Origin of the sequence: Acinetobacter sp. TUM15064, assembly GCF_008980265.1 — a bacterium.
In the GTDB taxonomy this organism is placed as follows: domain Bacteria; phylum Pseudomonadota; class Gammaproteobacteria; order Pseudomonadales; family Moraxellaceae; genus Acinetobacter.
The window spans coordinates 12,558-37,068 of the sequence record NZ_BKFU01000026.1 but is presented as its reverse complement, the minus strand read 5'-3'; the positions used below and the strand labels follow the sequence as shown (position 1 = coordinate 37,068).

The 24,511-nt window shown below is 38.5% G+C and carries 16 protein-coding genes; 7 read left to right on the top strand and 9 right to left on the bottom strand.

All coding sequences use genetic code 11. The annotated features are described in order from the left end of the window. Window positions 1-107 precede the first annotated feature (107 nt). Complete coding sequence (locus tag GBI16_RS09700) at window positions 108-1,199, top strand: transcriptional regulator (protein ID WP_086210526.1); 1,092 nt, start codon at window positions 108-110, stop codon at window positions 1,197-1,199. 237 nt (window positions 1,200-1,436) lie between these two features. Here the strand turns inward: GBI16_RS09700 and GBI16_RS09695 are convergent, their stop codons facing one another. From GBI16_RS09695 to GBI16_RS09685, 3 genes are all read right to left on the bottom strand, one after another. Next, a complete protein-coding gene (locus GBI16_RS09695) occupies window positions 1,437-3,860 on the bottom strand; it encodes a TonB-dependent receptor (protein WP_151706995.1) in 2,424 nt (807 codons plus the stop codon). A gap of 213 nt (window positions 3,861-4,073) precedes the next feature. Continuing rightward, complete coding sequence (locus GBI16_RS09690; protein ID WP_151706994.1) at window positions 4,074-5,471, bottom strand: MFS transporter; 1,398 nt, start codon at window positions 5,469-5,471, stop codon at window positions 4,074-4,076. After that, a complete protein-coding gene (locus tag GBI16_RS09685; RefSeq protein ID WP_151706993.1) occupies window positions 5,458-6,798 on the bottom strand; it encodes an LLM class flavin-dependent oxidoreductase in 1,341 nt (446 codons plus the stop codon). The genes GBI16_RS09690 and GBI16_RS09685 overlap by 14 nt, the downstream gene beginning before the upstream one ends. A 274-nt stretch (window positions 6,799-7,072) precedes the next feature. On the opposite strand from GBI16_RS09685, the gene GBI16_RS09680 reads away from it, so the two are divergent. Then, window positions 7,073-7,720, top strand: a complete 648-nt coding sequence (locus GBI16_RS09680) for a TetR/AcrR family transcriptional regulator (protein ID WP_151706992.1) — start codon at window positions 7,073-7,075, stop codon at window positions 7,718-7,720. A gap of 84 nt (window positions 7,721-7,804) precedes the next feature. On the opposite strand, the gene GBI16_RS09675 is transcribed toward GBI16_RS09680, so the two are convergent. Both GBI16_RS09675 and GBI16_RS09670 read right to left on the bottom strand, forming a co-directional pair. After that, window positions 7,805-8,512: an SDR family oxidoreductase gene (locus GBI16_RS09675; RefSeq protein WP_171494556.1), complete on the bottom strand. Its 708-nt coding sequence runs from the start codon at window positions 8,510-8,512 to the stop codon at window positions 7,805-7,807. 219 nt (window positions 8,513-8,731) lie between these two features. Then, complete coding sequence (locus GBI16_RS09670) at window positions 8,732-12,718, bottom strand: molybdopterin-dependent oxidoreductase (protein ID WP_151706991.1); 3,987 nt, start codon at window positions 12,716-12,718, stop codon at window positions 8,732-8,734. 121 nt (window positions 12,719-12,839) lie between these two features. Here GBI16_RS09670 and GBI16_RS09665 point away from each other — a divergent pair, with 121 nt between their 5' ends. Then, complete coding sequence (locus GBI16_RS09665; protein WP_171494555.1) at window positions 12,840-13,856, top strand: AraC family transcriptional regulator; 1,017 nt, start codon at window positions 12,840-12,842, stop codon at window positions 13,854-13,856. Between the two features lie 95 nt (window positions 13,857-13,951). Here the strand turns inward: GBI16_RS09665 and GBI16_RS09660 are convergent, their stop codons facing one another. Both GBI16_RS09660 and GBI16_RS09655 read right to left on the bottom strand, forming a co-directional pair. Then, window positions 13,952-15,010 carry an asparaginase gene (locus GBI16_RS09660; RefSeq protein ID WP_151706989.1) on the bottom strand — a complete coding sequence of 353 codons (1,059 nt, stop codon included), beginning with the start codon at window positions 15,008-15,010 and terminating at the stop codon, window positions 13,952-13,954. 249 nt (window positions 15,011-15,259) lie between these two features. Next, window positions 15,260-17,857, bottom strand: a complete 2,598-nt coding sequence (locus tag GBI16_RS09655; RefSeq protein WP_404814596.1) for a TonB-dependent hemoglobin/transferrin/lactoferrin family receptor — start codon at window positions 17,855-17,857, stop codon at window positions 15,260-15,262. A gap of 503 nt (window positions 17,858-18,360) precedes the next feature. Here GBI16_RS09655 and GBI16_RS09650 point away from each other — a divergent pair. After that, window positions 18,361-19,236 carry a homocysteine S-methyltransferase family protein gene (locus tag GBI16_RS09650; protein ID WP_110975047.1) on the top strand — a complete coding sequence of 292 codons (876 nt, stop codon included), beginning with the start codon at window positions 18,361-18,363 and terminating at the stop codon, window positions 19,234-19,236. A 12-nt stretch (window positions 19,237-19,248) separates the two neighbouring features. Further along, complete coding sequence (locus tag GBI16_RS09645) at window positions 19,249-20,577, top strand: basic amino acid/polyamine antiporter (protein ID WP_151706987.1); 1,329 nt, start codon at window positions 19,249-19,251, stop codon at window positions 20,575-20,577. Window positions 20,578-20,753: 176 nt separating this feature from the next. On the opposite strand, the gene GBI16_RS09640 is transcribed toward GBI16_RS09645, so the two are convergent. Beyond that, window positions 20,754-21,584: an N-acyl homoserine lactonase family protein gene (locus GBI16_RS09640; protein ID WP_151706986.1), complete on the bottom strand. Its 831-nt coding sequence runs from the start codon at window positions 21,582-21,584 to the stop codon at window positions 20,754-20,756. A gap of 285 nt (window positions 21,585-21,869) precedes the next feature. On the opposite strand from GBI16_RS09640, the gene GBI16_RS09635 reads away from it, so the two are divergent. Together GBI16_RS09635 and GBI16_RS09630 are read left to right on the top strand one after the other, a co-directional pair. Next, a complete protein-coding gene (locus tag GBI16_RS09635; protein WP_171494554.1) occupies window positions 21,870-22,328 on the top strand; it encodes a DUF2147 domain-containing protein in 459 nt (152 codons plus the stop codon). A gap of 148 nt (window positions 22,329-22,476) precedes the next feature. Then, window positions 22,477-23,322: an SDR family NAD(P)-dependent oxidoreductase gene (locus GBI16_RS09630; protein WP_151706984.1), complete on the top strand. Its 846-nt coding sequence runs from the start codon at window positions 22,477-22,479 to the stop codon at window positions 23,320-23,322. Between the two features lie 74 nt (window positions 23,323-23,396). Here GBI16_RS09630 and GBI16_RS09625 read toward each other — a convergent pair whose 3' ends face one another. Next, window positions 23,397-24,503: a metallophosphoesterase gene (locus tag GBI16_RS09625; protein ID WP_171494553.1), complete on the bottom strand. Its 1,107-nt coding sequence runs from the start codon at window positions 24,501-24,503 to the stop codon at window positions 23,397-23,399. Window positions 24,504-24,511 lie beyond the last annotated feature (8 nt).

Genomic DNA, 24,511 nt, shown 5'->3' with positions numbered 1-24,511 from the left:
GAAAAACAATTTTAAGCCTGAGCAAGAAAATGGCATGAATGACTATAATCTAAAAACTGATCTATAACGTTTAAAAATATTACAGTCTCATCATAAAGGAATATGATATGAACCTGTTCAATACCGCATCTGCAAAGAAGCTGCAAACAACCCATTTAATTAATCAGCACATCGTTCATGCCGCCCCTGTTTTGGCTTTGCCAGAAGAGGATCAAACCTCTTTATTTCGTCGCTCTATCCAACACAATTATGCTGATTTATTAAGAATAGCCAATGATTCTGACATGGCTATTGGTTTGACAGACCATCAGGGTACGCTTTTATGGACATGGAGTAGTTCCGCAATGCTCTCTTCTGCTGAACAGGTTCATTTTATTGAGGGTGGACACTGGTCTACACAGGCGGTTGGAACCAATGCCATTGGCATGACCTTGAACAGTCAAATGTCAAGTTGTGTCTATTCTCATGAAAACCAAATGGATAGTGTTCGGGACTGGGTCTGTTATGCCGCACCGATCTGGGATCCAACATCAGGTCAATTTCATGGCATTATTAATCTTTCCACAAAATATAAAAAACATACCCCTTTAGGGCTACTTGCCGTTGAACGCTGTTCAGACTTAATACAGCGGGCTATCAAATTTGAACAGCAAAATTTTTTATATATTAAAGCACTAGGTTCACCTTGGGTCCAATTTAATGGACATACATTGAACTTGAGTCACCGTCAAATTGAAATACTCTGCATTTTAGCCTTGCATCCTTATGGTATTGGTTTAGACGAATTACACTATGCCCTTTATGGTGAACGTAATGTTAGTATAAAAACACTCAAAGCTGAGCTTTCACAACTTCGTAGCCTGCTTCCACATTGCATTGAGGCACGTATTTATAAACTCACCTGTGAGGTTCAATGTGACTTTTTGCGTGCTGAACACTCGTTGAATGCAAATCTTATTGCCAGTACATTCTCGCTATATAAGGGAAGCTTTTTATCTAAATCAGAAAGCCCTTTACTCAGCACATGGAGGCATTGTTTTGATGCTCGTTTAAGCCAGTTGATTTATCAAATGGAAGATATAGATCAACTGCTACGAATTATTGGGCAGACACATGACCGGATTGATGCTGTACAACGTCTACTAGAATTGCTACCGCAGGACAGTATTCATCGTAACTATTTTCTAGATCTTATTTAGATCCAGTGGCTGACTTTAAATTTAATAAATAATAAGTTAAAGACTATATTCCCAAATCTGATCTTACTTTTTATTAAAGTTCGGCATCGTCAATATGTAAATTATATTCACAAGTTTAGAATGAGGGCGGATTCTTCCTAAAATCCTCTCCCTAGCCTTCTCCTTTAAAAAGGAGAAGGAACTTTCATTGTGATTTCAATACAGCTCAAAAAATGACTGATGCAAGAAATCCATTAACTAAAAGCTGTATTTAATACTTGCCCCTACTGTTCGAGGTTGTGCAGCAGAGCCTGCATAAACACCATTTCCAGAATTAACCAAACCTAAATAATAATGTTTATCCAAGGCATTTTTTGCCCAAATAGATATATCGACCTCGTTTTTACCATGAGGAATACGAATACCTGTGGTTAAATTCAATACCCCATAACTTGGAATTTTAGAATAAATTGAATTATTTACATCTGAAAAAGTCTCTGAGCGCCAACCATAGTTAACTAAACTATAGTGCTGTGCATTGGCAAACACGTCATGCTGATGCTGAACAGTCAAATTTGCCGTCCAACGTGGCGCACCATTGACGCGATTGCCCGAAATATCACGGTAACCCTTGCCATAGCCGCTATCGCTTGTCCCCCCGGCACCATTAAACTCTTCAAAAGGTGTCGGTGCTGTTCCCGAATCAAAAGTTGCATCCGTATATGCGGCATTGAAGTTTAGGGAAAATTGACGGTTCAGTTTCGCCTTTAAATCAATTTCGACACCTTGACTGGTCAAATCTCCAACGTTGGTCAACAGACCTAAAAACTGGTTGCCTAAAGCAATATTGGTGACAGCCTGATAGTCTTTAATTTTGGTATAAAAGGCGTTGATATTTGCATATAAGCGCTGATCTAACCATGTAGTTTTTAGTCCAATTTCAATGTTTTCGGCTTTTTCTGGGTCGATATTTAAAGCATCATTACCTAGAATAGCAGCAGGCGTGGCAACACTATTGATATTAAAGCCGCCTGATTTTTCCCCTGTAGAGAAAGTTGCGAAACCTAAAATATTGGGTTTAAACGCGTAACTTGCTGTCACCAACCCCGAAACACTGTTGTCTTTCCTTGATAAAGGCCCCGAATTAAATGCTTTAAATAAAGGGCTTAATGATGCATAGATAATAGGCTCGACGTTATTTTGTTGAACTTCGCCACTTTTACGTTCGGAAGTTAAACGGAGTCCTGTGGTTAAATCAAACTTGTCTGTCGCATGCCATGTCGACTGTCCAAATAAAGCATAACTGTCAGTGGTTGAACGACCTGTCCCTGAAAGATAGGCATTGTTCGGATAGGCCGTTGTAAGTGCTGCTGCATCCGCCCCCGTACAATATGCATTGTTACTGCTAATATCTTGATAGAAATAATAACCCCCGACGACATAGTCGAAAGTATCACTGCTTGGTGAGGCTAGGCGGACTTCCTGAGAAAACTGATCTTGCTCAACTTCAAAGCCACCTGTAATACCATCTAAAGGGGTAAAGTCTAAATCATTCTTGGGTTTAAAATTCCAATCTCGCCATGCTGTAATTGAGGTTAGCTTAAAACCATTGTCAAACAACCAGTTGGCTTCTGCAGAAGCAGCACTTTGGTCTACTTTAGATTGCTGTTCGGCATCGAAGTCGACTTTATAATCATAGGGATTACGGTCAATATTTTTTGCACCGAGCAATTTAGCACGCTCTGCATAGGTTGTTGCATTTGAACCTGCTACGCCTAACGGTAAATAGCTGGCTGGATTTCCATTTGGATTCCAAGGCGCAAAGCTATAAGGCACCAAAGAACCTGTACTTGAATCTTCGCGATTATGCTCAGCAATAATTCTTAGACTAAACGCATCGTCAGGTTTATATAAAAGTTGTCCTCTCGCACCAAAGCGATTAATTTCATTGAGATCTTCACCTGTATGAGTATTTTCAACCCAACCATCATCATGGGTTCCATAAGCCGATAATCGAACAGCTACAGTATCAGACAAAGGTTGGTTGATCGTCGCCTTCGCTTGTTTATAGCCACGCTCACCTACCGAAATTTCAGCACTCCCTTCTCGATCAAAAATGGGTTGCTTCGATGTAATATTTAAAACTCCTGCTGTGGTGTTTTTACCAAATAGAGTTCCTTGTGGCCCACGCAGTAAATCAATTTGTTCAATATCTAATAGGTCAAATACCGCTTGTCCCGGTCGCCCTAAATAAACATTATCCAAGTAAATCCCTACACTGCCTTCCAAGCCTTCATTGGCAGTATTATTGCCAATCCCTCGCACAGCCACACTAGATTGTCGCGCATGAATAAATTGTGAGGTGAAGTTAGGCAGTTGTTGTTGTAAATCTTGTACCTGATAAATCTTGGCTTCTTCAAGCTGTTTACCTTTCAGCACGGTAATCGGTGCTGGAACTTTTTGTTCACTTTCCACCCGTCTACGGGCAGTAACTGTAACTGTCTCAAGCTGAATCGCATCTACATTTTGCTCACTGGCTTTTAGATGTTCAACGTCAGTCTGTGATTCTTCTGCATAAAGGCATTGTGATGCTGCCGCGATTGCAACAGACAGTGTGGTGAATATAAATGGTCTTGATGCGACCACGCGAAATCCTGCTACTTTCAATGTGTTTAAACTCATGATTTACCCCGAAAAAATTGTGTTTTAAGTGCATGTACTGTGAAAATGGGCCATTTTAGAAGTCAAAAACTGCTCGTACTTTTCGATTGAAAAATAATATTTAAATGATCCAATAACGTTTTTTGAGTATCTAAGCGAATCAACATCGCTCAAGTTGTATGTGCTTTTGTAACCGTTCAATTGAATAGTTGAAGGAAAATAATATTTCGACACTCATGGTTTTAAGACCTCGAAATGACTGTGCTTAACTTTGGCAATGTCTTTTGGATAAAAATACAAAGCAGCGACCAATAACCCTAGTGCAACTATTCCACTGATGATTGGAAGCACTGTAAGTGCAGCAGAGATGCCATAGGCATCAGAAATCAAACCAGCAATAAATGGCCCCGGGATTGAACCTAATAAGTGGATCGTCATCACAGAAGTTGTTCCCGACAAAGTCCGGGCAGAGACAGGAACTAACTCTTGGGTCAAGCTCAATGGGCCAGAACTGCAAAAACTTAAAACTGCCCCTGCCAAAACGATCAGACCAAATTGCAGTTTTAAATCTGTCAAAAATCCAAAAGCAATTGCATAAAATACTGTAGCTAAAGCATAGCCAACCAGTGAAACATAGAATTTTGCTTTAAAAAAACGTTGTGTCAGGTGATCTAAAACCCAACCACCGAGCGGTAAAGTAAGAATACCCACCAGTAAAAATGCACTGGTCATGAGCGAAGCTTGCGCCAATTCTAAATGATGCACACGGTGTAAATAACTTGGCAAAAAGAACACCACAGGAATCCACTGTAAGGTAACGACCGCCATAGTTACATAAGTGAGTAACAACGAAGGCGTGTGCCGAATCGCGTTCCAATTCTGTTTGATCAAGGTCCAGCGAGACGGCACAGAAGAAGCTAAAGATATTTCTGAATGAGACGTTCCAGATTGAGCCTGCTTGGTTTGTACAACATGTTCATGAACTAAAACACTTTGATAATCACGACCACGATACAACAGAAATGCAACAACTATTCCTGGAATTGCGAGCAACCCTAACGCATGTCTCCAACCATAATGCTGTGCCACATACCCACCGAAGGCAATACCGACCGCCATACCAATCGGTTGACTGGCAGAAAAGATACCGAGTGCTAGTTGTAATCGACGGCGTGGAAATACGGTACTTATCCACGAGTATGAAGCTGGGGCATACGCCGCTTCACCGATACCCACAAATAAACGTGTGGTAGCTAACTGAGAAAAGCTAGAGCTGAATGCACCTAAAGCAGACGCAATACCCCAGAATATTCCCATCAAACTGGCAACTTTAATACGGCCATAGCGTTCAATTAGCATGGATACTGGAAAAGCAAACAAAACCATGCCCAAAGTCAAAATAGAACTCAATAAACCTGCCTGTGCATCACTAATACCCCAGTCTTTTTGTATATATGGCAAAATACTGGCAATAATCATCCGATCAGCAAAGTCAAAAACCATCAATAAACATAGTAGAAAAAAGACTTTCGCTGTGACTTTGCGTCCAAACAAATAGTCGAGAGTGGGTTGCTCAACTTTAGCAAATTCGGCGGGTTCTACGTCCACATGTTTAAGGTTAAGCTGCGTCATGATATTGGCTCCGTGGACGGGTTAAACCTAAGTGTTCACGTAAGGTAGTACCTTCATATTCTTGTCTAAACAGGCCACGGCGCTGTAACTCAGGAATCACCTGTTCGACAAAGTCGGTTAAACCAATGGGAAATGTCGGAGCTAGAATATTAAAACCATCGGCTGCACCATTGTTAAACCAATGTTCAAGCTCATCTGCAACTTGAACTGGTGTGCCAATCAAAATTTTATGACCTCTCGCCCCTGCGACTTTTTTATAGAGCTGGCGAATGGTTAAATTTTCTGCACGTGCTAAATCAAGCAATAATTGCTGACGGCTCTGCCAACCTTCTGTCACGGGAAAATCAGGCACAGGATCATCCAAAGAATATTTTTCCCAGTCAATATTACCTAAAAATGCAGACAGCAAACCAACACCGACAACTGGATCAATTAAAGATTGTAATTGTTCAAATTTTTTCAGTGCTTGCTCATACGTTTCTGCAACAATTGGCATGATACCTGGCATGACTTTAATACTGTCTGGATCACGACCAAAAGCAGCGGCGCGTGCTTTGATATCTTGATAAAAAGCCTGAGCACCTTCTAAAGTTTGCTGTGCTGTAAACACAACTTCAGCAGTCTCTGCTGCTAGGTGGCGGCCATCTTCCGAGGAACCTGCTTGTACAATGACAGGATAACCTTGTACTGGTCGTGCAGATTGTAATGGTCCTGCAACCGAATAAAACTCACCTTGATGATTGAGATAATGCAATTTGCTTGCATCAAAAAAATTACCTGATGTTTGGTCAAATAAATAGGCATCATCATCAAAACTATCCCATAAACCTTTGACCACATCGACATATTCACGTGCACGTAAATAGCGTTCTGTATGTTTGTTTTGCTCAGTTAAATTAAAATTTTTAGCTTCAAAGTCAGTGCCTGAAGTCACTAAATTCCAACCTGTGCGCCCATGGCTAATGTGATCCAAAGATGCAAATAAACGGGCTAAATGGAATGGTGCTAAGTATGAAGTTGAGATAGTGCTAATTAAGCCAATTTTCTCAGTGACTTGAGACAGTACCGACAAAACAGTTAGAGGTTCCCAATAGTATGCAGGCGCTCCTTTGGCCAATAAATGCGGTGCAGCTTGTGGCCAACCTAGACCATCTGCAAAAAAAATAGCATCAAATTTGCCCTGCTCTGCAATTTTTGCCAAATTCTTTAAGTGTTCTAGGCTTGTCACGTCTTCAGGATTCACCTCTGGATGTCGCCAAGCAGCTAGATGATGCCCCACACTCTGTAAAAATGCCCCTAATTTTATTTGTCGCTTTGATTCACTCATATTTTTCTCACATAATTGAGCTTACTTAAATTACAAATTTTCAAATTTCTTGATCGTTTTTTGATATTTGATAATAAGAATTTAAGTAAACGATATCGTTCACTTATGTTTTTAAAATAAGAGAAATAGTTTTAAATCAAAAATAATTAATCGGGATAATGTTATTCATTGTTCATATATAGTTTTGTTGAATGATTATACGAACAGAGATTGATTATTCTTTTAATTGTCTTTTTAATAGAACCTTTAGACGACATATCAAAAAGCCAGCTAGATGACAAATGATTGTACAAAATTAAAAAAGGTATTGACGGGACGCCCGACACGACAAGATTCTGAGGCATTGCATGAACACTTATTAAATATTGCCTCTGTTTATTTTTTAGAACATGGTTTCCAAGCCAGTAGTATTGAAGGAATCGCTAAAAAAGCACAGGTTTCCAAACTGACGATTTATAGACAATATCAAAATAAAACCAACTTATTTATTGCCGTGATTCAAGCAGGGGTTGAACAATATATTGCTGATATTCGTGATTGGTCTAGAAATAAGACAGTGGATGCCGAAAGTTTATATGAACTGGGCATGTTTATTGCGACACGCTGGTTTTCTTTGGAGAATATACGGTTGCTACGGATGACAATTCCTGAAGTACAACGGATTCAAGAATTATCAGATATGATCAACGCCCTGATGATGCAAAGCCGTCAACCTGTCGAAGAATTCTTAGCTAAACTCAATCAACAGAAAGGCTATCATATTAAAAATCTCGGGATGGCAACCATTCAATTTATTCAGTTGTGTGTTTTTGGACATTATTATTTGCTTCGAGATGAGTCTTATTTACCAAATACAGAGCTATTGCGCGAAAACGTGCAAAATACAGTGCACCTATTTTTGAATGGTTATCGCACTGTTTAAAATATTGTGATCTTATTTGAAATAAAAACAATATGCAGTCCCTCAATAGAAGCGAAACTGCATTTCATTATTTAGGCTGTGCTATTACCACTCAATTTCATTGCCCTGAAAGTCGACAAATCGCTGTTCGTTTTTACCCATAAAATTTTCAATCACAGCAACCATGCCCGTGGTACTTTGTTTCACACTGATAGGAGCATGACTTCCGCCCATTTCAGTTTGAACCCAACCAGGGTGTAAATTGAGTACACCAATCTGAGCAGGAATGGCTTCATTTACTGCAAAGCCACGTGTAAGACTGTTCAAAGCCGCCTTGCTCGCACGATACAGTTCCATGTTTCCATCATCGTTTAAAGTTACACTTCCCATACGAGAGCTCATAAATGCAATCACACTCTCTTCAGCCATTAAAGGAAGAAGTTTTCTCGCAACTGTCACAGGTGCAATGCTATTTACCCAAAATAGATGAGAAATTTCATTTGGTGTACAACTCTCAACATGTTGATTTTCCGGCCCTAAAACACCCGCCGAAACCAACAGTAAATTGATTGATTTTTCATGATATTGGCGGGTTAAAGACTCCACTGTTTGCACATGGTTTAAATCCACTTCGACCAGTTCAAGCTTGTCTGCAAACTCAGTGAGCAATTGATTCAATTCTGTAGAGACTTGGTTTATATCTCGAATGGTCGCTATAACTTCCCAATGCTGATTTAGTAATTCACGAACTAAACCTAAACCAATCCCTCTTGAAGCACCAACTACAATTGCACGTTTATTCGCATTCAACATAATATGTTCCTATTCACTTTATGAACCGTCTAGAAAATATCTAAAAAGCAGATGTATAGCATCTTTTTTAGTCATAAACGACAACAATATACAAGTCTAAAGGACATCCAGTTTTCTCTCTATGGATCTCCATCTAAGGCTTTATTTTTTACATGAATTATCAACATCATTTCAATCCTTATTCAAATAAATTCAAATGCCCTTTTATCGTTTTTGTATTTAAAATATCTTCTGCAATTCAACTGGAATGCCATTAAGTGCAGCATTGCCCGATAAAACATCAATGAATTGGTGATCTGTGATGTCGTTGACGCTAATACCCGGATTAGATGAAGCAACTGAGAGCTGCATGCCTTTGCGATGATGTCCCCAACCGTGCGGTAGACTCACTACATTTGGCATAATATCTTCAGTAATTGCAACGGTGACTCTTAAAGCACCAACTTCACTGCAAATATACACTTGCTCGCCCTGAGTAATGCGATAGTCATTTGCTGTTTGTGGATGGATAAATAAATCGCAACGGTTTTTACCTTTTACCAAGCGCTGACTGTTATGCATCCATGAATTATTGGTACGTAAGTCGCGTCGACCAATGAGTGTCAATTTTTGAAGATGTTCATGTCTTTTGACGTAGTCGTGTAGTCGGCCGAGATCATCCAAAAATTGCTTTGGGAAAAGTTGGATTTTTTTATCTTTCGTAAACAATTTATTGGGAATACGTGGCTCTAAAGGCCCTAAGTCCATACCATGTTTATATTTTTTTAGCTTTTCCAAAGTAAGACCTTCGCCTGTGATAAAACTTTTAAACCCACCACCATAACGGCCATGTCGCAAGCCCAAATCAATCACACGTTCGATTGTCATTAGCGATTTAATCTGATGCATTGGTTTCATTTTCAACTTGGTGATCGTAGTTTGCTTTCTTGCCTTTAATTCTTCCATGCGATGTGTGAGAGCAATATAAATTTGTGCATCTGATCGCATAAAACTTTTTTTCTTAAACAGTGGTTCAGAATATCGAGTGACATTACGAACAGCCAAATTGGTAAACACTAAATCATATAGCGCATGTTCAAATGGTCCACATGGCGGCAGAATAATATCGGCATACTTTGTTGTCTCATTCATATAGAAATCAATGGCGACCATAAACTCAAGATTCGCCAAAGCCTGCTCCAAACGGGCACCATTCGGCGTAGAAATCACGGGGTTCCCAGCAGTCACCACAAATGCTTTGACCTGACCTTCTCCCGGTGTCAGCATTTCATCCGCCAAAGTTGCGGAAGGAAGTTCACGATTAAATTCTGGAAGTTTGCGTACACGACTATGAAAACTAGCAAAACTACCTCGACCTGCAATATCTGTCATATCAATTGCTGGCGTTGTAAACATCATCCCACCTGCCCGATCTAAATTCCCTGTGATGATATTAAGAAGCTGAATGAGCCAATGATTGAGTGCACCAAACTCTTGAGCTGCAATCCCCATTCGACCATAACACACAGATTTGTCCGCACTTGCAAACGCTACAGCGATACGTTCGATTTCGGTGACAGGAATATGCGTTAGCTCAGCAATTGTGGTCAGTGGAATGCGACTGACTAAATTTTGAATATCTTCAATTTTTCCATTGAGTGGCAGTCTTGACTGGACTTGAACCAAGCCTTTAGCAAAAATAACCTGAATCAACCCAAGTAAAAAAAGTGCATCACTACCAGGTTTAATAAAATGATGTTCACTGGCGTATCGGGCAGATTCTGTACGCCGTGGATCAATCAATACCAATTTTCCACCGCGTGTCTTAATACGATCCAGCCGTCCTAAAATATCACCTGCAGTCATCAAGCTCCCATTGGATGCAGCAGGGTTTGCACCAAGCATGAGCATATAGTCTGTGCGATCAATATCTGGGATCGTAAAATTCATGCTATGGCCATACATCAAATATGACGTCAACATATGTGGCATCTGATCTAGGCTTGAGGCTGAATACATATTTTTTGATGCCAGTACTTTTTTAAAGGGTCCAATGTTCATCATGACTTCAATATTATGTGAGGTTGGATTGCCCCAGTAGCCCGCGACAGCATCATTACCATGTTTTTTCTGAACATCCACAAGGCGCTGTGCGACTTCTTCAAGCGCATCCTCCCAATCTATATCTACCCATTGGTCACCAATACGTTTTTTTGGTGTTTTCAAACGATCGGGATCATTATGTAGATCTTGTAGGGCATATCCTTTCGGACAGATATGCCCATCACTATGTGTATCTTGTGGGTCACCCGCAATCGAAATAATCTTTTCACCTTGATATTTGACCACAATGCCGCACATCGCCTCACATAATGTACATGTACGATAATGTGTCTGAATCGGCTTTGAAGCATCGTAAACTTTGATTGTTGCAACGACGTCATTATTCGTGTTGGCTTTAGCAATCTGTTCTCGATTCGTCGATTGCACGTGAATCATCTCTTGCAAATCAATCAACTTACGGCGTGGACGACCCACTGAACGACCCAGTTTTAGTTCTTGTATGTCTAAAGCAATCCAGTCTGCAAATGTAAAAAAGTTGATCTTGTTCTGACTCAAATACTTTTTAAGTGACATGACCTCCATTGCCTGTGTTTCACTGCTGGGATGCTCCAAACTTCCAAGCACTGAGTCCCTAGTTTCTAAGCTCCTAACTTCTAAGTCCTCAGATTTGAAGTCCTTGCTATGTAAATCAGCCACAAGCGTTTTTACCGTATGCACAGCACATTGCTTATTGGTTCCAATCACACCACTAGCACCACGCTTAATCCAACCAGCAACATATTCTTTTTCAGATAAATCACCATTGGACAGTAGCGCTCTGCCTTCGTAATGTGCAATGGTGCCACGCACCTCATCAAATTTTAAGCCCTGTATTGCTTTGCCCTGATACCCTGTCGCAGTAACAATCAGACCAGTTTCCAGTGTCTGACTTTCTCCAGTAGATTCAACAATAAGGTTTTGTTCAGCATCTAAAGTGACTTTATTCATCCCAATACTTAAACCTTGTACGCCTTGATCAGTATGTATCACAGCTTCTGGGTTGGCATTGAAAATGAAACGGATGGTTTTCTCTGCTTGAACTTCTCGTTTGAGAATGCTACGCAGCAAAATCATATTTTCTTTGGCTTCACTGTGTTCTGGCAGATCCAACATCACCTCAATTGCTGGATCTAAATCAAGATCTTGAGGATTGACCTCAAGACGAATGCCTTGATGATCAATCAATTGGCGTAACTCTTTGGGCGTAAATGCCGCCTGCGCAGGACCTTTACGTGCAATGATATTGACATTTTTAATGCCACTTTCAGCAATCATTTGCAAAGCATGATCAGCAATATCTGTTTGATGTAACTCTTCAACAGGTAGGCATACAATACGCGCAATATCCAGTGCGACATTTCCCATGCCAATGATAGAGATGTGCGGATGCTTTAACTGCGGTGCTAGATTTATTTGCTCAGGATGGCCATTATACCAACCAACAAACGCCGCAGAACCATAAACACCTGTGACTGAACCACCTTGAATTGCTAAAGGCTTACTGGATGATCCACCTGTGGTATAAATCACGGCATCATAATTTTTTAGCAAAATATCTCGATCAATATCTTTACCAACTTCAACATTGCCGTAGAATTTTAAATTTGAATACTGTTGGAAAAGCTGCGTAAAGTTTTCCGTAACAGATTTGATTTCAGGATGATCAGGAGCAACACCAAAGCGCACCAATCCAAAAGGTGTAGGTAATTTTTCAATCAGATCAACCGTTGCCTCAGGATACTGCTTGAGTAAAGCTTCACTGGCAAAAAAACCTGAAGGTCCTGCACCAATAATGGCAAAACGCTTGTTTGGTAATGTGGACTTTTGAGTCGCATTTGCTTCTGCTATTCGATGTTCAGCATCCACTTTACGTTCAGTAATGATCGGATGACGCTTAGATTCAATGGCATTGATTTGAATATATTGAATTTGATCTTTAGGGACGGATGCTTCGGGATAAATTGCATGTGTAGGACATTCGGTCAAACAGGCATTACAACTGATACACACATCTGGGTCGATAAATAGCATTTCATCGCCTTCACGAAACGCATTTACAGGACATACATCTACACATCCCGTGTGTTTTGCACCAATACATGCATCCGTAATTATATATGCCATCTTGCAATACCTATTGTCATCCATTTAAACCCTTAAAATATTAATGCCGCCTGCAAAAGGTGTATTGACAAAAAGGCACCGATTTGACATTTTGTGCCAAAGAGCGTGTAAAAATACAAATATGTCAAAAAACTTCGTTTCTTCTAGTTTTCTGAATACCTTACTGGTTTATCTGAGTTGCAATGCTTATCAGGATGCAACTCTTATTGCTCAAATTGAACAGCTCAAAGAACGCTACGCATGGCGCATGCCCAAAGACGACTTTCTCAATGTATTAGACATTATTCAAACACGCTACCCAAAACCAGCGCTGGGTTTCCGCATTGGACGAAGTCTAAAGCCAGAACATTTTGGAATGATCGGTTATATGGGGGTAACCTGCTCAAGCTTAGGACAAGCATTAGGTCGTTATCACCATCATCAAACTTTAGTCGATTCAGAGCTCAAGATTTCTTTAGCATTAACAGATCATGAAATCACTATGCGCTGGTGGCATAATGACCCAAGTACCCATGGCATTTGGGGAGAGTTTGGTGTCATGGTATTTATTAGTTTCTATCAGGCATTAATCGGACGTGATATTGCACCGATATGTGTTGAACTGCCTTATATGCCTGACAGTGATCCTAAAATTTATGAAATTTTGGCTGGTTGCCCTGTGAAATTTGGAACCCATGCAGTTGGGATTACCCTACCTCGTGCTTTATATGCAATGAAAATTAGTACCAGTGATCCTTATCTTCGAAGCCTGTATGACCGACAGGCTGCTGCGTTGCTACTTGACTTCTCTGGACAATATGATGCTTCTGTACGCAATGACTTTCTCACTCAAGTCAAACTTGCGATTAAAACGGGTATAGAGGAAAACCGATGTAGTGCTGAAGATATTGCACATCAATTAGATTTATCCCTGCGAACGTTCTATAGACGGCTAGATGAACAAGGTTTTCGCTATAGGGCATTGCTCGCAGACACACGTTTTGTATTAGCTAAAACCTATCTTCAAGACCAAACGCTATCATTAGCAGAAATTGCACTCATGTTAGGCTATGCAGAACAAAGTGCTTTTACGCGCGCATTTATCAGTTGGAATGGTCAGTCTCCTTCCATGTATCGCCACCATTATGGCTTAATGTAATTTTAAAAAAGCACATATATTTGCAAATAAAAGAAGCACCAAATAAGGTGCCTCTTTAAAATGTTTAATTTAATATTAGAACATATTTCTCGGTCTTAATATTCCCAAAAAATACGTTGAATTTCTTTTGCATCTTTCGTTTTTGTTAAAGCAAGGGCTGCAAGTAATTTGGCTTTTTGTGGGTTAAGGTCATGTGCAACAACCCAGCCATATTTGTCATCTGGCTGCTCTGCATTTCTAAGCACAAAACCTTGCGGTACACGAGATGAACGTATAATTTGAACACCTTGTTTCTGCAACTCGGTTAGAGTTGGAACAATATAGTTCGCTACCGACCCATTCCCTGTCCCAGCATGAATGATGGCTTTCGCTCCAGCTTTAGCATAAGCGGTGTATGCATCAGGTAACATATTGCCAGAGCCATAAACAATTTGTACGAGTGGCAAACTATCGCCTTTAATATTCTCAATATTAAATTCGGAGCTTGTATTATGACGCTTCGTAGTGCTTCTAAACCAGTAAGGTTTACCTTCAACTAAGGTGCCGAGTGCACCCCATTGGCTCGCAAATGCATTGGTATGGATATTAATTGTTTTTGAAACATCACGTGCTGCGAAAATATCGTCATTCATCAGCACAAAAGTGCCTTTTCCTTTTGCACTATCATCGGCAGCAAGTGCAACTGCACTATAAAGGTTAAGTGGGCCATCAGCAGACAGCGCTGTACTTGGGCGCATTGACCCAACCAATACAATTGGCTTGTCTGAATGAATCACTAAATTTAAAAAGAAAGCCGTTTCTTCTAGCGTGTCCGTTCCGTGCGTAATCACCACACCATTTACATCGGGTTTTTTAAGTAAATCATTAACTTGCCGTGCAAGAGATAATAACTCTTTATCGGTAATACTTTCTGATGCAACTTGCATCGCCTGTACACCAGTCACATTGGCTAAGTTTTGAATTTGAGGAACTGCATTTAATAATGCATCCACAGGAACTTTTGCTGCGGTATACGTTGCACTGTTGGTTGAACTTGCACCTGCACCTGCAATTGTTCCACCAGTGGCCACAACAACTACACTATTTTTGGCAAATGCTACGCATGGGAGTAATAGGCTTAAACTAAGTGTTAAAGCTGAAACTGTTTTTTTCATAGGTCATCCTTTTTGAGTCATTTTATTCTTAGCATTTTTCATACCATAGTAAAATTACTGGAAAAGGATCGGATTGTATAGATACCATCGCTATGTTTTGTCATTCGCTTTATTTACATAAATAGCTAGCCCAAAATATACATGCCAGAATATGCAATACGCATACATCCATTTTAAAAATAGCCTTCTTTTGAAGGCTATTGAAGAAATATAAAAGAGTTCAGTTGGTTTCTATACTGTTGATATCAATCAGAACTTCTGAGAAATACTTAGCTTATAATCCCGTCCTGTACCTGTCATGTATTCACCAAGATACATTTTGTAATCACGATTAAATAAATTATCTATCGAGAAATTTAATACAGGCCCTTTCTCACCAAGGGGCTGCCAATCTGCATATACACTATGCAGTGAGTACCCTTTTGTTTTGGGCAAAGAGAAAGACGATGCAGCAATCGACTTATCATTATCAGATAAGCTTCTGTCCTGTGCATCAACGAAAATGCCCCTCCACCCCATGGTTAAATGATGTTCTGGAACATTTACCCCCAAAGTTGCGGTTGCTTTTTTAGGCGGGATGTCTGTCATCCATGTTTTTTCATCAAACCATGGATTTACTGGAGAGTTATCACGTTCTCCTCGAATATATGAATAAGTAAACCCTGCAAACCAAGTCGGTTGATTATAGAACAATTCGGCTTCATAGGCTTGAATCGTGTAATCTGTGACATTTCGGTAGAAACCGTGATGATAATTGCCATTACAATCACTTATGCTTCCAGAACCATTATTGGCTTGGTTTTCAGCTTGGGCTTGACAAAAAGTTGAGCGGTTTCGAAATATTTCATCTGAGCCACGGTTGTGGTGATAGGTTAAACGAACTTGTAGATGGTCATCGTTACTCAACAGATCATCAAAATTCATTTCATTTCCAATACGTACTGCAAGCATTTTTTCTGGGCGTAAATAAAGGCTGGTGGAGGGAACGCTTGTAGCTGCCGACTGCACATAATATTGCTCATCCACCCGAGGCGCACGCCATGTTTTGCTGACATTTGCAAACCAAGTAAGTTGATCTGTTTGAGCCCAAGACATTGCCAAACGAGGAGACCAGCCTGTATAGGTTTTACTTGAGTAATCATGTCCCGCAAGAGGATTGTTATATCTTGATGCGCGGTTTGGTTTCCCATTATTTACGATATGATCATAGCGCAAGGATGGTGTAATAATAATATTATTAAATTGATATTGGTCCTCAACAAAAGCACTCAGCATCTGTTGATCACCAGCAGGCATATAATTGGGTTCATAATAGCCAAAATTGTAATCAGGTTTAGATGCATTACTCTTATCAAAAATCAAAGAATTTTGTTCCATTTTCTGGTATTGCGCACCGATTTTTAATTTGTGGTCACCATATTTTGATTTTACATCACTGATATTACTTACTTTTAATGCTGTATTTGTATAGTTGACCCAACTTTCATTACCTAATAGTGCAGCGGAGCCATTCACGCTTGGTAGTCGTTGGTCATGCTGAAAAGTTTTTGAGTATGAAGCAACTGCTTTAAAGTTAATAAAGGGATTAAATTCTGGATTGAATTCGTACGCAGCTGAGTAACTGGTATCCTTTTGGTCTCGATAAACTAAACGACGCTTCCATGCTTCATCATAACCATATTTATCAATATCTGCTTGGCTCGGCACTGCATCTTGGTCACGCATAGCCGCAAATGGTTCCCACCCTTCATGACCGCTACGCATGGCATTTAATGAAATTTTATGTCCATCGGCTGGATAAAAGTTGAGTTTCGCTAAGTAGGTGTCCTGCTCTTGTGCAGAATATAAGAATTTGCTGCCATCTGGACGTTTTACATCACCACTGTCTCGGTTTGTATAGTAAAACAAACCATCAACCAAACCATTCTTCATTTTGCCGTAAACTGCACCAGTATACGTGTTCTGGCTATTATTGGAAAAACGTGAATATTTTACAAAAGCACCTGCATTTTTATTTGCACCGAGCAAATCACTGGGATCTTTTGTTTCCAATGTCACCTTGCCACCAAAACCACCATTTCCAACCTCAACATTGTGAGGTCCTTTGTCTACTGTTATTTTCTTTAAAATTTCAGGCTCAATAAAAACTGAGCCCTGTCGGTATTTGTCAAAACTCTTAACAGAGTCATCGAGAGTAATGGGCACATCTGCAACCCCACCTCGCCCTAGAATATTGATCGTCTGCCCACCTGGTCGTGGTGATCCAGCCGAACCAACACTTGGCATATTGTCTAATAATTGTGCGACATTATTGGCTTGGTATCGGTCAATTGCTTTTTGATTCAGTACACTTTGTCCAAATTTAACTGTATCTTCTTTTTCCGCTTCTAATACGATAGCAGGCATTTGATAAATCTGATTATCCAGAGCCATATTTGATAAAACAGATTGATTTAAATCTGTTTTTTTAGATTCTACTCCAGCCAAATTTTTCGTATCAGGCATCTCAATCAATATGTAGCCCGATACTGATTTTTGTAATTTGAATGGTGTATTTTGAATTAAACGTGCAAAAAGTTGATCTAAGGTATATTTTCCTTGAATGGTTTTTACTTGATACAGATTGGTTCTAGCAGGATCAAATAACACCGAGATATTGGCTTGTTGTGCAACATTATTGAGTGCTTGAGTTAGTGAACCTGTTTGAACTTGATAATAACTGGCTGTATTTTCACTCACCGCATAAATTTGTGTGTTCATCAAACTTGTAACAGCTAGCACTGTAGCAGTCAAAGCAAATGGTTTTATGGAATTCCAATATAAAAACTGTGGCATTGGTCGGGTCATCCAGCGCTTAATAAAAATTAAACTTCGCTAATTTAAAATATGTTCTAAGCTTTATAAGACGATCCAGCTAAAAAAAAGACGCAATTTTATTAAATAATCGTACTTTTTTTATACAATCCACCAATATCTAGTATAAATAACCATCCATGTGTCATTTTTGAACGATTGCTCTTGTTTAATCTTAATTGTTGCCTTTTTGACGTCTATCTAAGATATAAAATGACAATGTATTGATTTAATGTAAAATATAATTACATCAATCATGTTCAACAGTGGACTATAGCTCCGAAAAGAATTATTTTTAGAATGAGGCTCCTTATAAGTTGGTGATTAGTTTTCAAGCAATTAAAAATATGCAGAATCTAATTTATAAACATTTTAAATATATAAAAAAATTTAATTTACTATAATCAAAAAAAATATAATTTATTTACTTTTAAATCCATAATCCCCTTTCTGAGTTAACTATAATGGCTGTCTCTTTTAAATGATAAACTAAAGATATGAAAATTTTAGATGGCGGCTTTGGACGTGAACTTGCTCGCAGAGGTGCTCCCTTTAGACAACCTGAATGGTCAGCACTTGCTTTAACTGAAGCACCTGAAATTGTTAAAGAGGTTCATTTAGATTTTATCCGCGCTGGTGCGGAAGTCATTACAACAAACAATTATGCTGTCGTTCCATTTCATATTGGTCAAGAACGCTTTGATGCTGAAGTAAAAGATTTGGTCAATATTGCTGTTATGCAGGCCAAAACAGCTGTTGAAGAAAGCAGAAAAAAGGTTTTAATTGCAGGATGTCTCCCTCCTTTATTTGGTTCATATCGTGCTGATTTATTTCAGGAAAATGAAGCAGAAAAACTTGCAAAACCCATCATAGAAACGCTAGCGCCGCATGTGGATTTCTGGTTAGCTGAAACACAATCTTGCTTAAAGGAAGTTGAAACTGTTCACGCTTTATTACCTAAAGATCAACGTGATTTCTGGGTTTCATTTACCTTACAAGATGAAGTCCAACTTGAACAGCCACGATTAAGATCAGGTGAAAGTATTCAACAAGCTGCTGACACGATTACACGCCTAGGAGCCAAAGCTGTACTTTTTAACTGTTGCCAGCCTGAAGTCATTCTCCAAGCAATCGTTGCGATTAAACCCTTATTACCAAATGGTGTCGAAATTGGTGCTTATGCGAATGCTTTTCCTCCACAAAATAGTGAAGCAACTGCAAATGATGGTTTAGATGAAGTTCGTGCCGATTTAAATCCAGCATTGTATTTAAAATTTGCTCAGGAGTGGCAAGAAGCTGGAGCAACGCTATTGGGTGGCTGTTGTGGTATCGGTCCAGAACATATTGCAGAACTTTCAAAATTTTTTAAATAGTAAATAATTTTCATGTCGACATCTAAAATTGGCTTACTGTCCTTAACAGCCCTTGTTTTTAGCTCAATGGTTGGTTCTGGCGTGTTTAGTTTGCCTCAAAATATGGCATTAGTTGCCAATGGACAAGCTTTAATTATTGCTTGGCTCATTACGGGCATTGGAATCCTGTTTCTTGCATTTGCACTACTCTATCTAACTCGGCAACGACCAGATTTAGATGGCGGAATTTATAATTATGCACGTGAGGGTTTCGGTGAGCTCATCGGTTTTTGCTCCGCATGGGGCTATTGGTTGTGTACGACTATTGGCATTGTTGGCTATGTTGTTATTGCATTCTCTGGCGTAGGTATGTTTACCGACAGCCCCCACCATGTCTATTTTGGTGAAGGTAACACGATCTATGCACTTATTGGTTCTTCAATATTTGTATGGTTAGTTCATTGGTTAGTTAGCAGAGGAATTAAAGAAGCTTCCGTAGTCAATTTAATTGCAACCATCGCTAAAACAGTTCCTATTTTAATATTCATCGTCTTCACATATATTGCATTTAAGCTAGATTTATTCACATCCAATTATTTTGATTTTTCTTTACAGATGCCCGTATGGGAACAAGTCAGAAATCTGATGCTAATTACATTGTGGGTTTTTACAGGTATTGAAGGTGCTGTTGTTTTATCTTCTCGCGCCAAAAATAGAAATGACATTGGTCGTGCTACTGTATTTGGAGTATTACTCGCATTAAGTTTCTATGTATTGGTTACGGTATTGTCCTATGGTGTGGCAAATCGTGCGGACATAGCCAATATGCATAACCCATCAATGGCTACTATTTTAGAGCAATTGATTGGGCTGCCTGGGACTATTATTATCACCTTAGGATTGATAATTTCAGTCAGTTCGTCTTATCTAAGTTGGACACTTTTTGCCACAGAAATTCCCTTTCTCGCAGCAAAAAATAAAGCATTCCCACAGGTCTTTTTAAAAACGAATCAAAATAATGTACCAATTGCATCATTATGGTTAACATCAATAGTTGTACAAATTGCACTAATTTCTGTTTATTTTTTCAATAAAAACTATACGCAGTTATTACTAATTTCTTCTGTGATGATTTTACTTCCCTACTTTTTAGTCTCAGCTTTTTATTTGAAAGAGTCATGGAGAAATAGGCGAACTAAACATATCTTGATCGCAATAGTCGCTGTAATTTATGCAGCATGGCTACTTTATGCTGCTGGGATTTCTTTGCTCTTACTTTCAATGTGTTTATATATCATTGGTCTCTCAGTATTTTTCTACAGTAGATATTCCAATCAACGCAAAAATAATATCGTATTGTAACTAAATCCTACAGTAGAGCACCTAAAGGTGCTCTCGCTTTAATGATCCTATTATCATTAGAACACTTTTATATTTTATTTATTCGTATATTTTCTTATGACTATTTACTGAAATTTAATTTAAAGTACATACTAAAAATCCATATTTTTTAAGACTTTAAATCAAATATATTCTCTCTAAATCTCAAGTATCATCGCGTCTAACTCCATTTCATGAGTTGCTAGACAGTCTATACAATCCTTTTGTTGAGATAATTGTTGAATCCATTTGAGAGATTTGATGGTATTTTCACGATCAGCCATCACCCCAGGCAAGATCATTTGCTCCCAAGATTTTCTAGCATAACCGCAATCTGAGGTTAACAATAAGCACTTGCCATTGTTTTGAATGAGTATACCTGTCAATCCAGGGGTATGACCGGGCAGGTAAACCAACTGAATCGTTCCATCTCCAAATAAATCATAAGATTCATTGGCAGGACCGATATCTGAGCGATCAAATTTAAATGTTTCTAAGGGAACACCTTCCCATAAACTCGCCACAAATTCGAGTTTATTTTTCTGCGCATAAGCCAACTCTCGATCATTCACCAAAATCTTTTTTGCATGCTTGAATTGTTTGACGCCCCCTGCATGGTCAGTATGTAAATGTGTGAGTATAACGTAGTCAAGGTTTTCAGGTTGAATCCCAAGTTCTGCCAACATTTCATCAACTGCTTGCCCACGACTTTGTAATGGTTTATTCACTAAATAATGAATCAGAGTTAAATTCTTGACTGGATGCAGTCGAACATCTTTATGAAACCCAGTATCAATCAGAATTTTTCCTTTCGGATGTTCGATTAAATAGGCTGTTACAGGAATTTCAAGTTTATCGCTATCCGTTCGCATTATGCCCAACATTGCCAATTTGGGAAACTTCGGCATTTTTTCAGGGGCAAAAATAGTAGAACCATCCACAATCGTTGAACCGCTATGTAAAATCCTTAATTTAATTTTTGAACTCATTTTTATCTCCTAAAATGATTAGGAAATGATATTCAAGTATTAAAAATAGACAATATCAGAATACTGAAACAATGCTTTTTTGGCACAGATGCAATATAAAATGGCACTCATTCACCATTAACAAATCACAACAAAAACTAAATTAACCCATTAAAGGTAGGCCAAATAAAGATTTTGCAACCTTGATAGAAGCATATATTAGCGTTAAAAATAATTTTAACGACTGTTATCAATTTCAAACACAATCAATCAATTCTATTTTTTTATATTATTCAAGGAATGAATATGAATTCCAACTTGTCCATTAAAATGCTCATTTCCTGTATTTTTTTATTTTCTACATCACTATTTGCCGAAGAACCCATTATTGGAAAATGGTTGGTTGTTGAGTCAGGAACAGGAAAAGTAAAGGCAATCGTAGAATTTAAAGAAGAATCAGATCATACCATTTCAGGCACAAACATTAAAATATTGGATGAAAATTTAGGTCAAAATTCAGTTTGTTCTAAATGCCCTGAACCTTTTAAAAATAAACCATTGCTAGGTAGTAAAGTAATTTGGGATTTAAAGCCCTCAACAAAAAATGGTGAATATATTCAGGGTTATGCCTTAGATGTGACAAATGGGAAAATATATAGAGGTAAAGCCAAAGTCACTCAAAATGGCAGACGTTTAAGCATGAGGGGCTATATTGGATCTAGTCTTTTAGGTAGAACAGAAACTTGGCTCAGAGCTACTGACTAATAGATAAAATAGTCTTCTCAATCATCCAAAATCTTAAATTTCACACCAAAGATAATTTGGCGCAACTGAAATACTGAATGGCACTGACTTACCATCTCTTATCTGTAATAGATAATAAATTATGATATGACGATAAAAGGAGTTTCTCATGAAAAATTTAAATAAAGCCGTTTTTATTACAGGTGCAGGATCTGGAATTGGCTTTCAATGCGCAAAAACCTTATCTGCATTAGGCTACACAGTGTATGGCACGGTACTTAATGAACAAGAGCATAAAAACTCAATAGAAAATATTCCAAAAAATTTCCACCCATTCATCATGAATATTTTAAATGAAGATGATATACAAAATGTAAAACAGGCATTGTCTGAATTACTAGACAAAAAACCCTTATACGCCCTAATCAATATCGCAGGTGTGATCTACAATGGACCACTCATGGAATTAAGTAAAAAGCAGTTTGAACATATTTTAGGTGTTAATGTGGTTGGTGTACATGCCATGACTCAAGCACTGCTCCCTTTCTTATCTCACAATTCAGAACCATCTAAAATTATTAATATGAGCTCACAAAGTGGGCTACGCACTTTACCATTTACAGGGTTTTATTCTGCCAGTAAATTTGCACTAGAATCATTATCGACGGCGATGAAATTAGAATTTCAGCCATTAGGCATCAAGGTTTCCGTCGTCGAGCCTGCACAAATTCAAACCCCTATGGCAGAAAAAATATTGCAAGACGTGAAAAAATATTTATCACACCCAATCTATGGAAAAGCAATGCAACGCTTTTACGACAGTTCAAAAAAATCTTTTGAAACTGGATTGCCTGCAATCGCTGTGGTAGATACTATCGTAGATATATTAGATGCAGAAAAACCCGAATATCAATATGAAATCCATACCAATAAACTGCGCGATTATTATTTACTTCGTAAGTTACCAATGAGCTTAAAAGACTATCTCATTAGCAAAAAGACTGGGTTAATCTAATCAGTTTCATTTATAAATCTCTAACCATTAATATCGTTAGAGATTTATTAATTTATGATGTTGATTTATGACATTTACTCAGCTTTTAACTGAATAAAGTTAATCTCATTTTTAGCCCCTAATCGAATAGGTAGCATAAACGTTCCTGCACCTTGTGATACGAAAATTTGAGTATCCTTGATTCGATATAATCCTTGATTAAATGGAAAAACATATTTTGCAATCCAAGTTGCTGGAAAAACTTGTCCTGCATGTGTATGTCCTGCAAGCATGAAATCAATTTTTTTATCTGCAATATATTCAATCCCAACAGGACTATGATGCATCAAAATAGTCGGCTGATGCTGTGAAATATCAAGCTGATTCATGACAGACTGAATGCTTTGCTTTTGATTTGATGGATGTAAATCAATGGTTTTGTCATCTGCTTTCATATAGTTTAAACCAATCAATTGAACACCATGCGTCTCTACACTTTGGTTGTGTAATATGTTCACCCCATTTTGATGAATGAGTTGCAAAGTCTTGGTGGTATCAATTTCATTTTCATGATTTCCTCCAACATAATAAACTGGGGCTTGCAGTTTGTTTAATGGTCTAAATTCATCTTCAGACAAAGCAACATCAGCATCAACCAAATCACCTGTAATTAAAATAAAATCTGGCGTGAGCTGATTGGTTTCCTGTACGATTTTACTTAAATAATCAGCACCACGATGATGACCTAAATGAACATCTGAAAGCTGTACAACATTTAAATCGCTGGATAAATTTTTCAGCTTAATTTCAGTGCTTGTAATTGAAAAACTACGTGCATTGATCGCACCAATTACCGTGATGATGATTGCAAAAACGATCGACAATATTCCTGTTATTTGATTACTTGGAAATTTAACTAATTTTAAAAGGTGAAAAAATACCAGCATCAGTAATAAAAAAATATAAAAGGTAAATAAATAACCGCCGACAACATACAAATAACCCATATTTTTACTTGCAGATGTCGCAGTTAAAATAATCATGATCAACAGCATAGTCACGACGGCAATAGCGAGCATCGCCGTTTTCTTATTTGCGTTTAGGCCGAATGATGTTCTTAATCTAGCATCCACATAAATTGCAGATGCAGCAATGCCAATAAAGAAGAGTAATGGAACTCCGATAACAAGAATGTATTGCATGATGACCA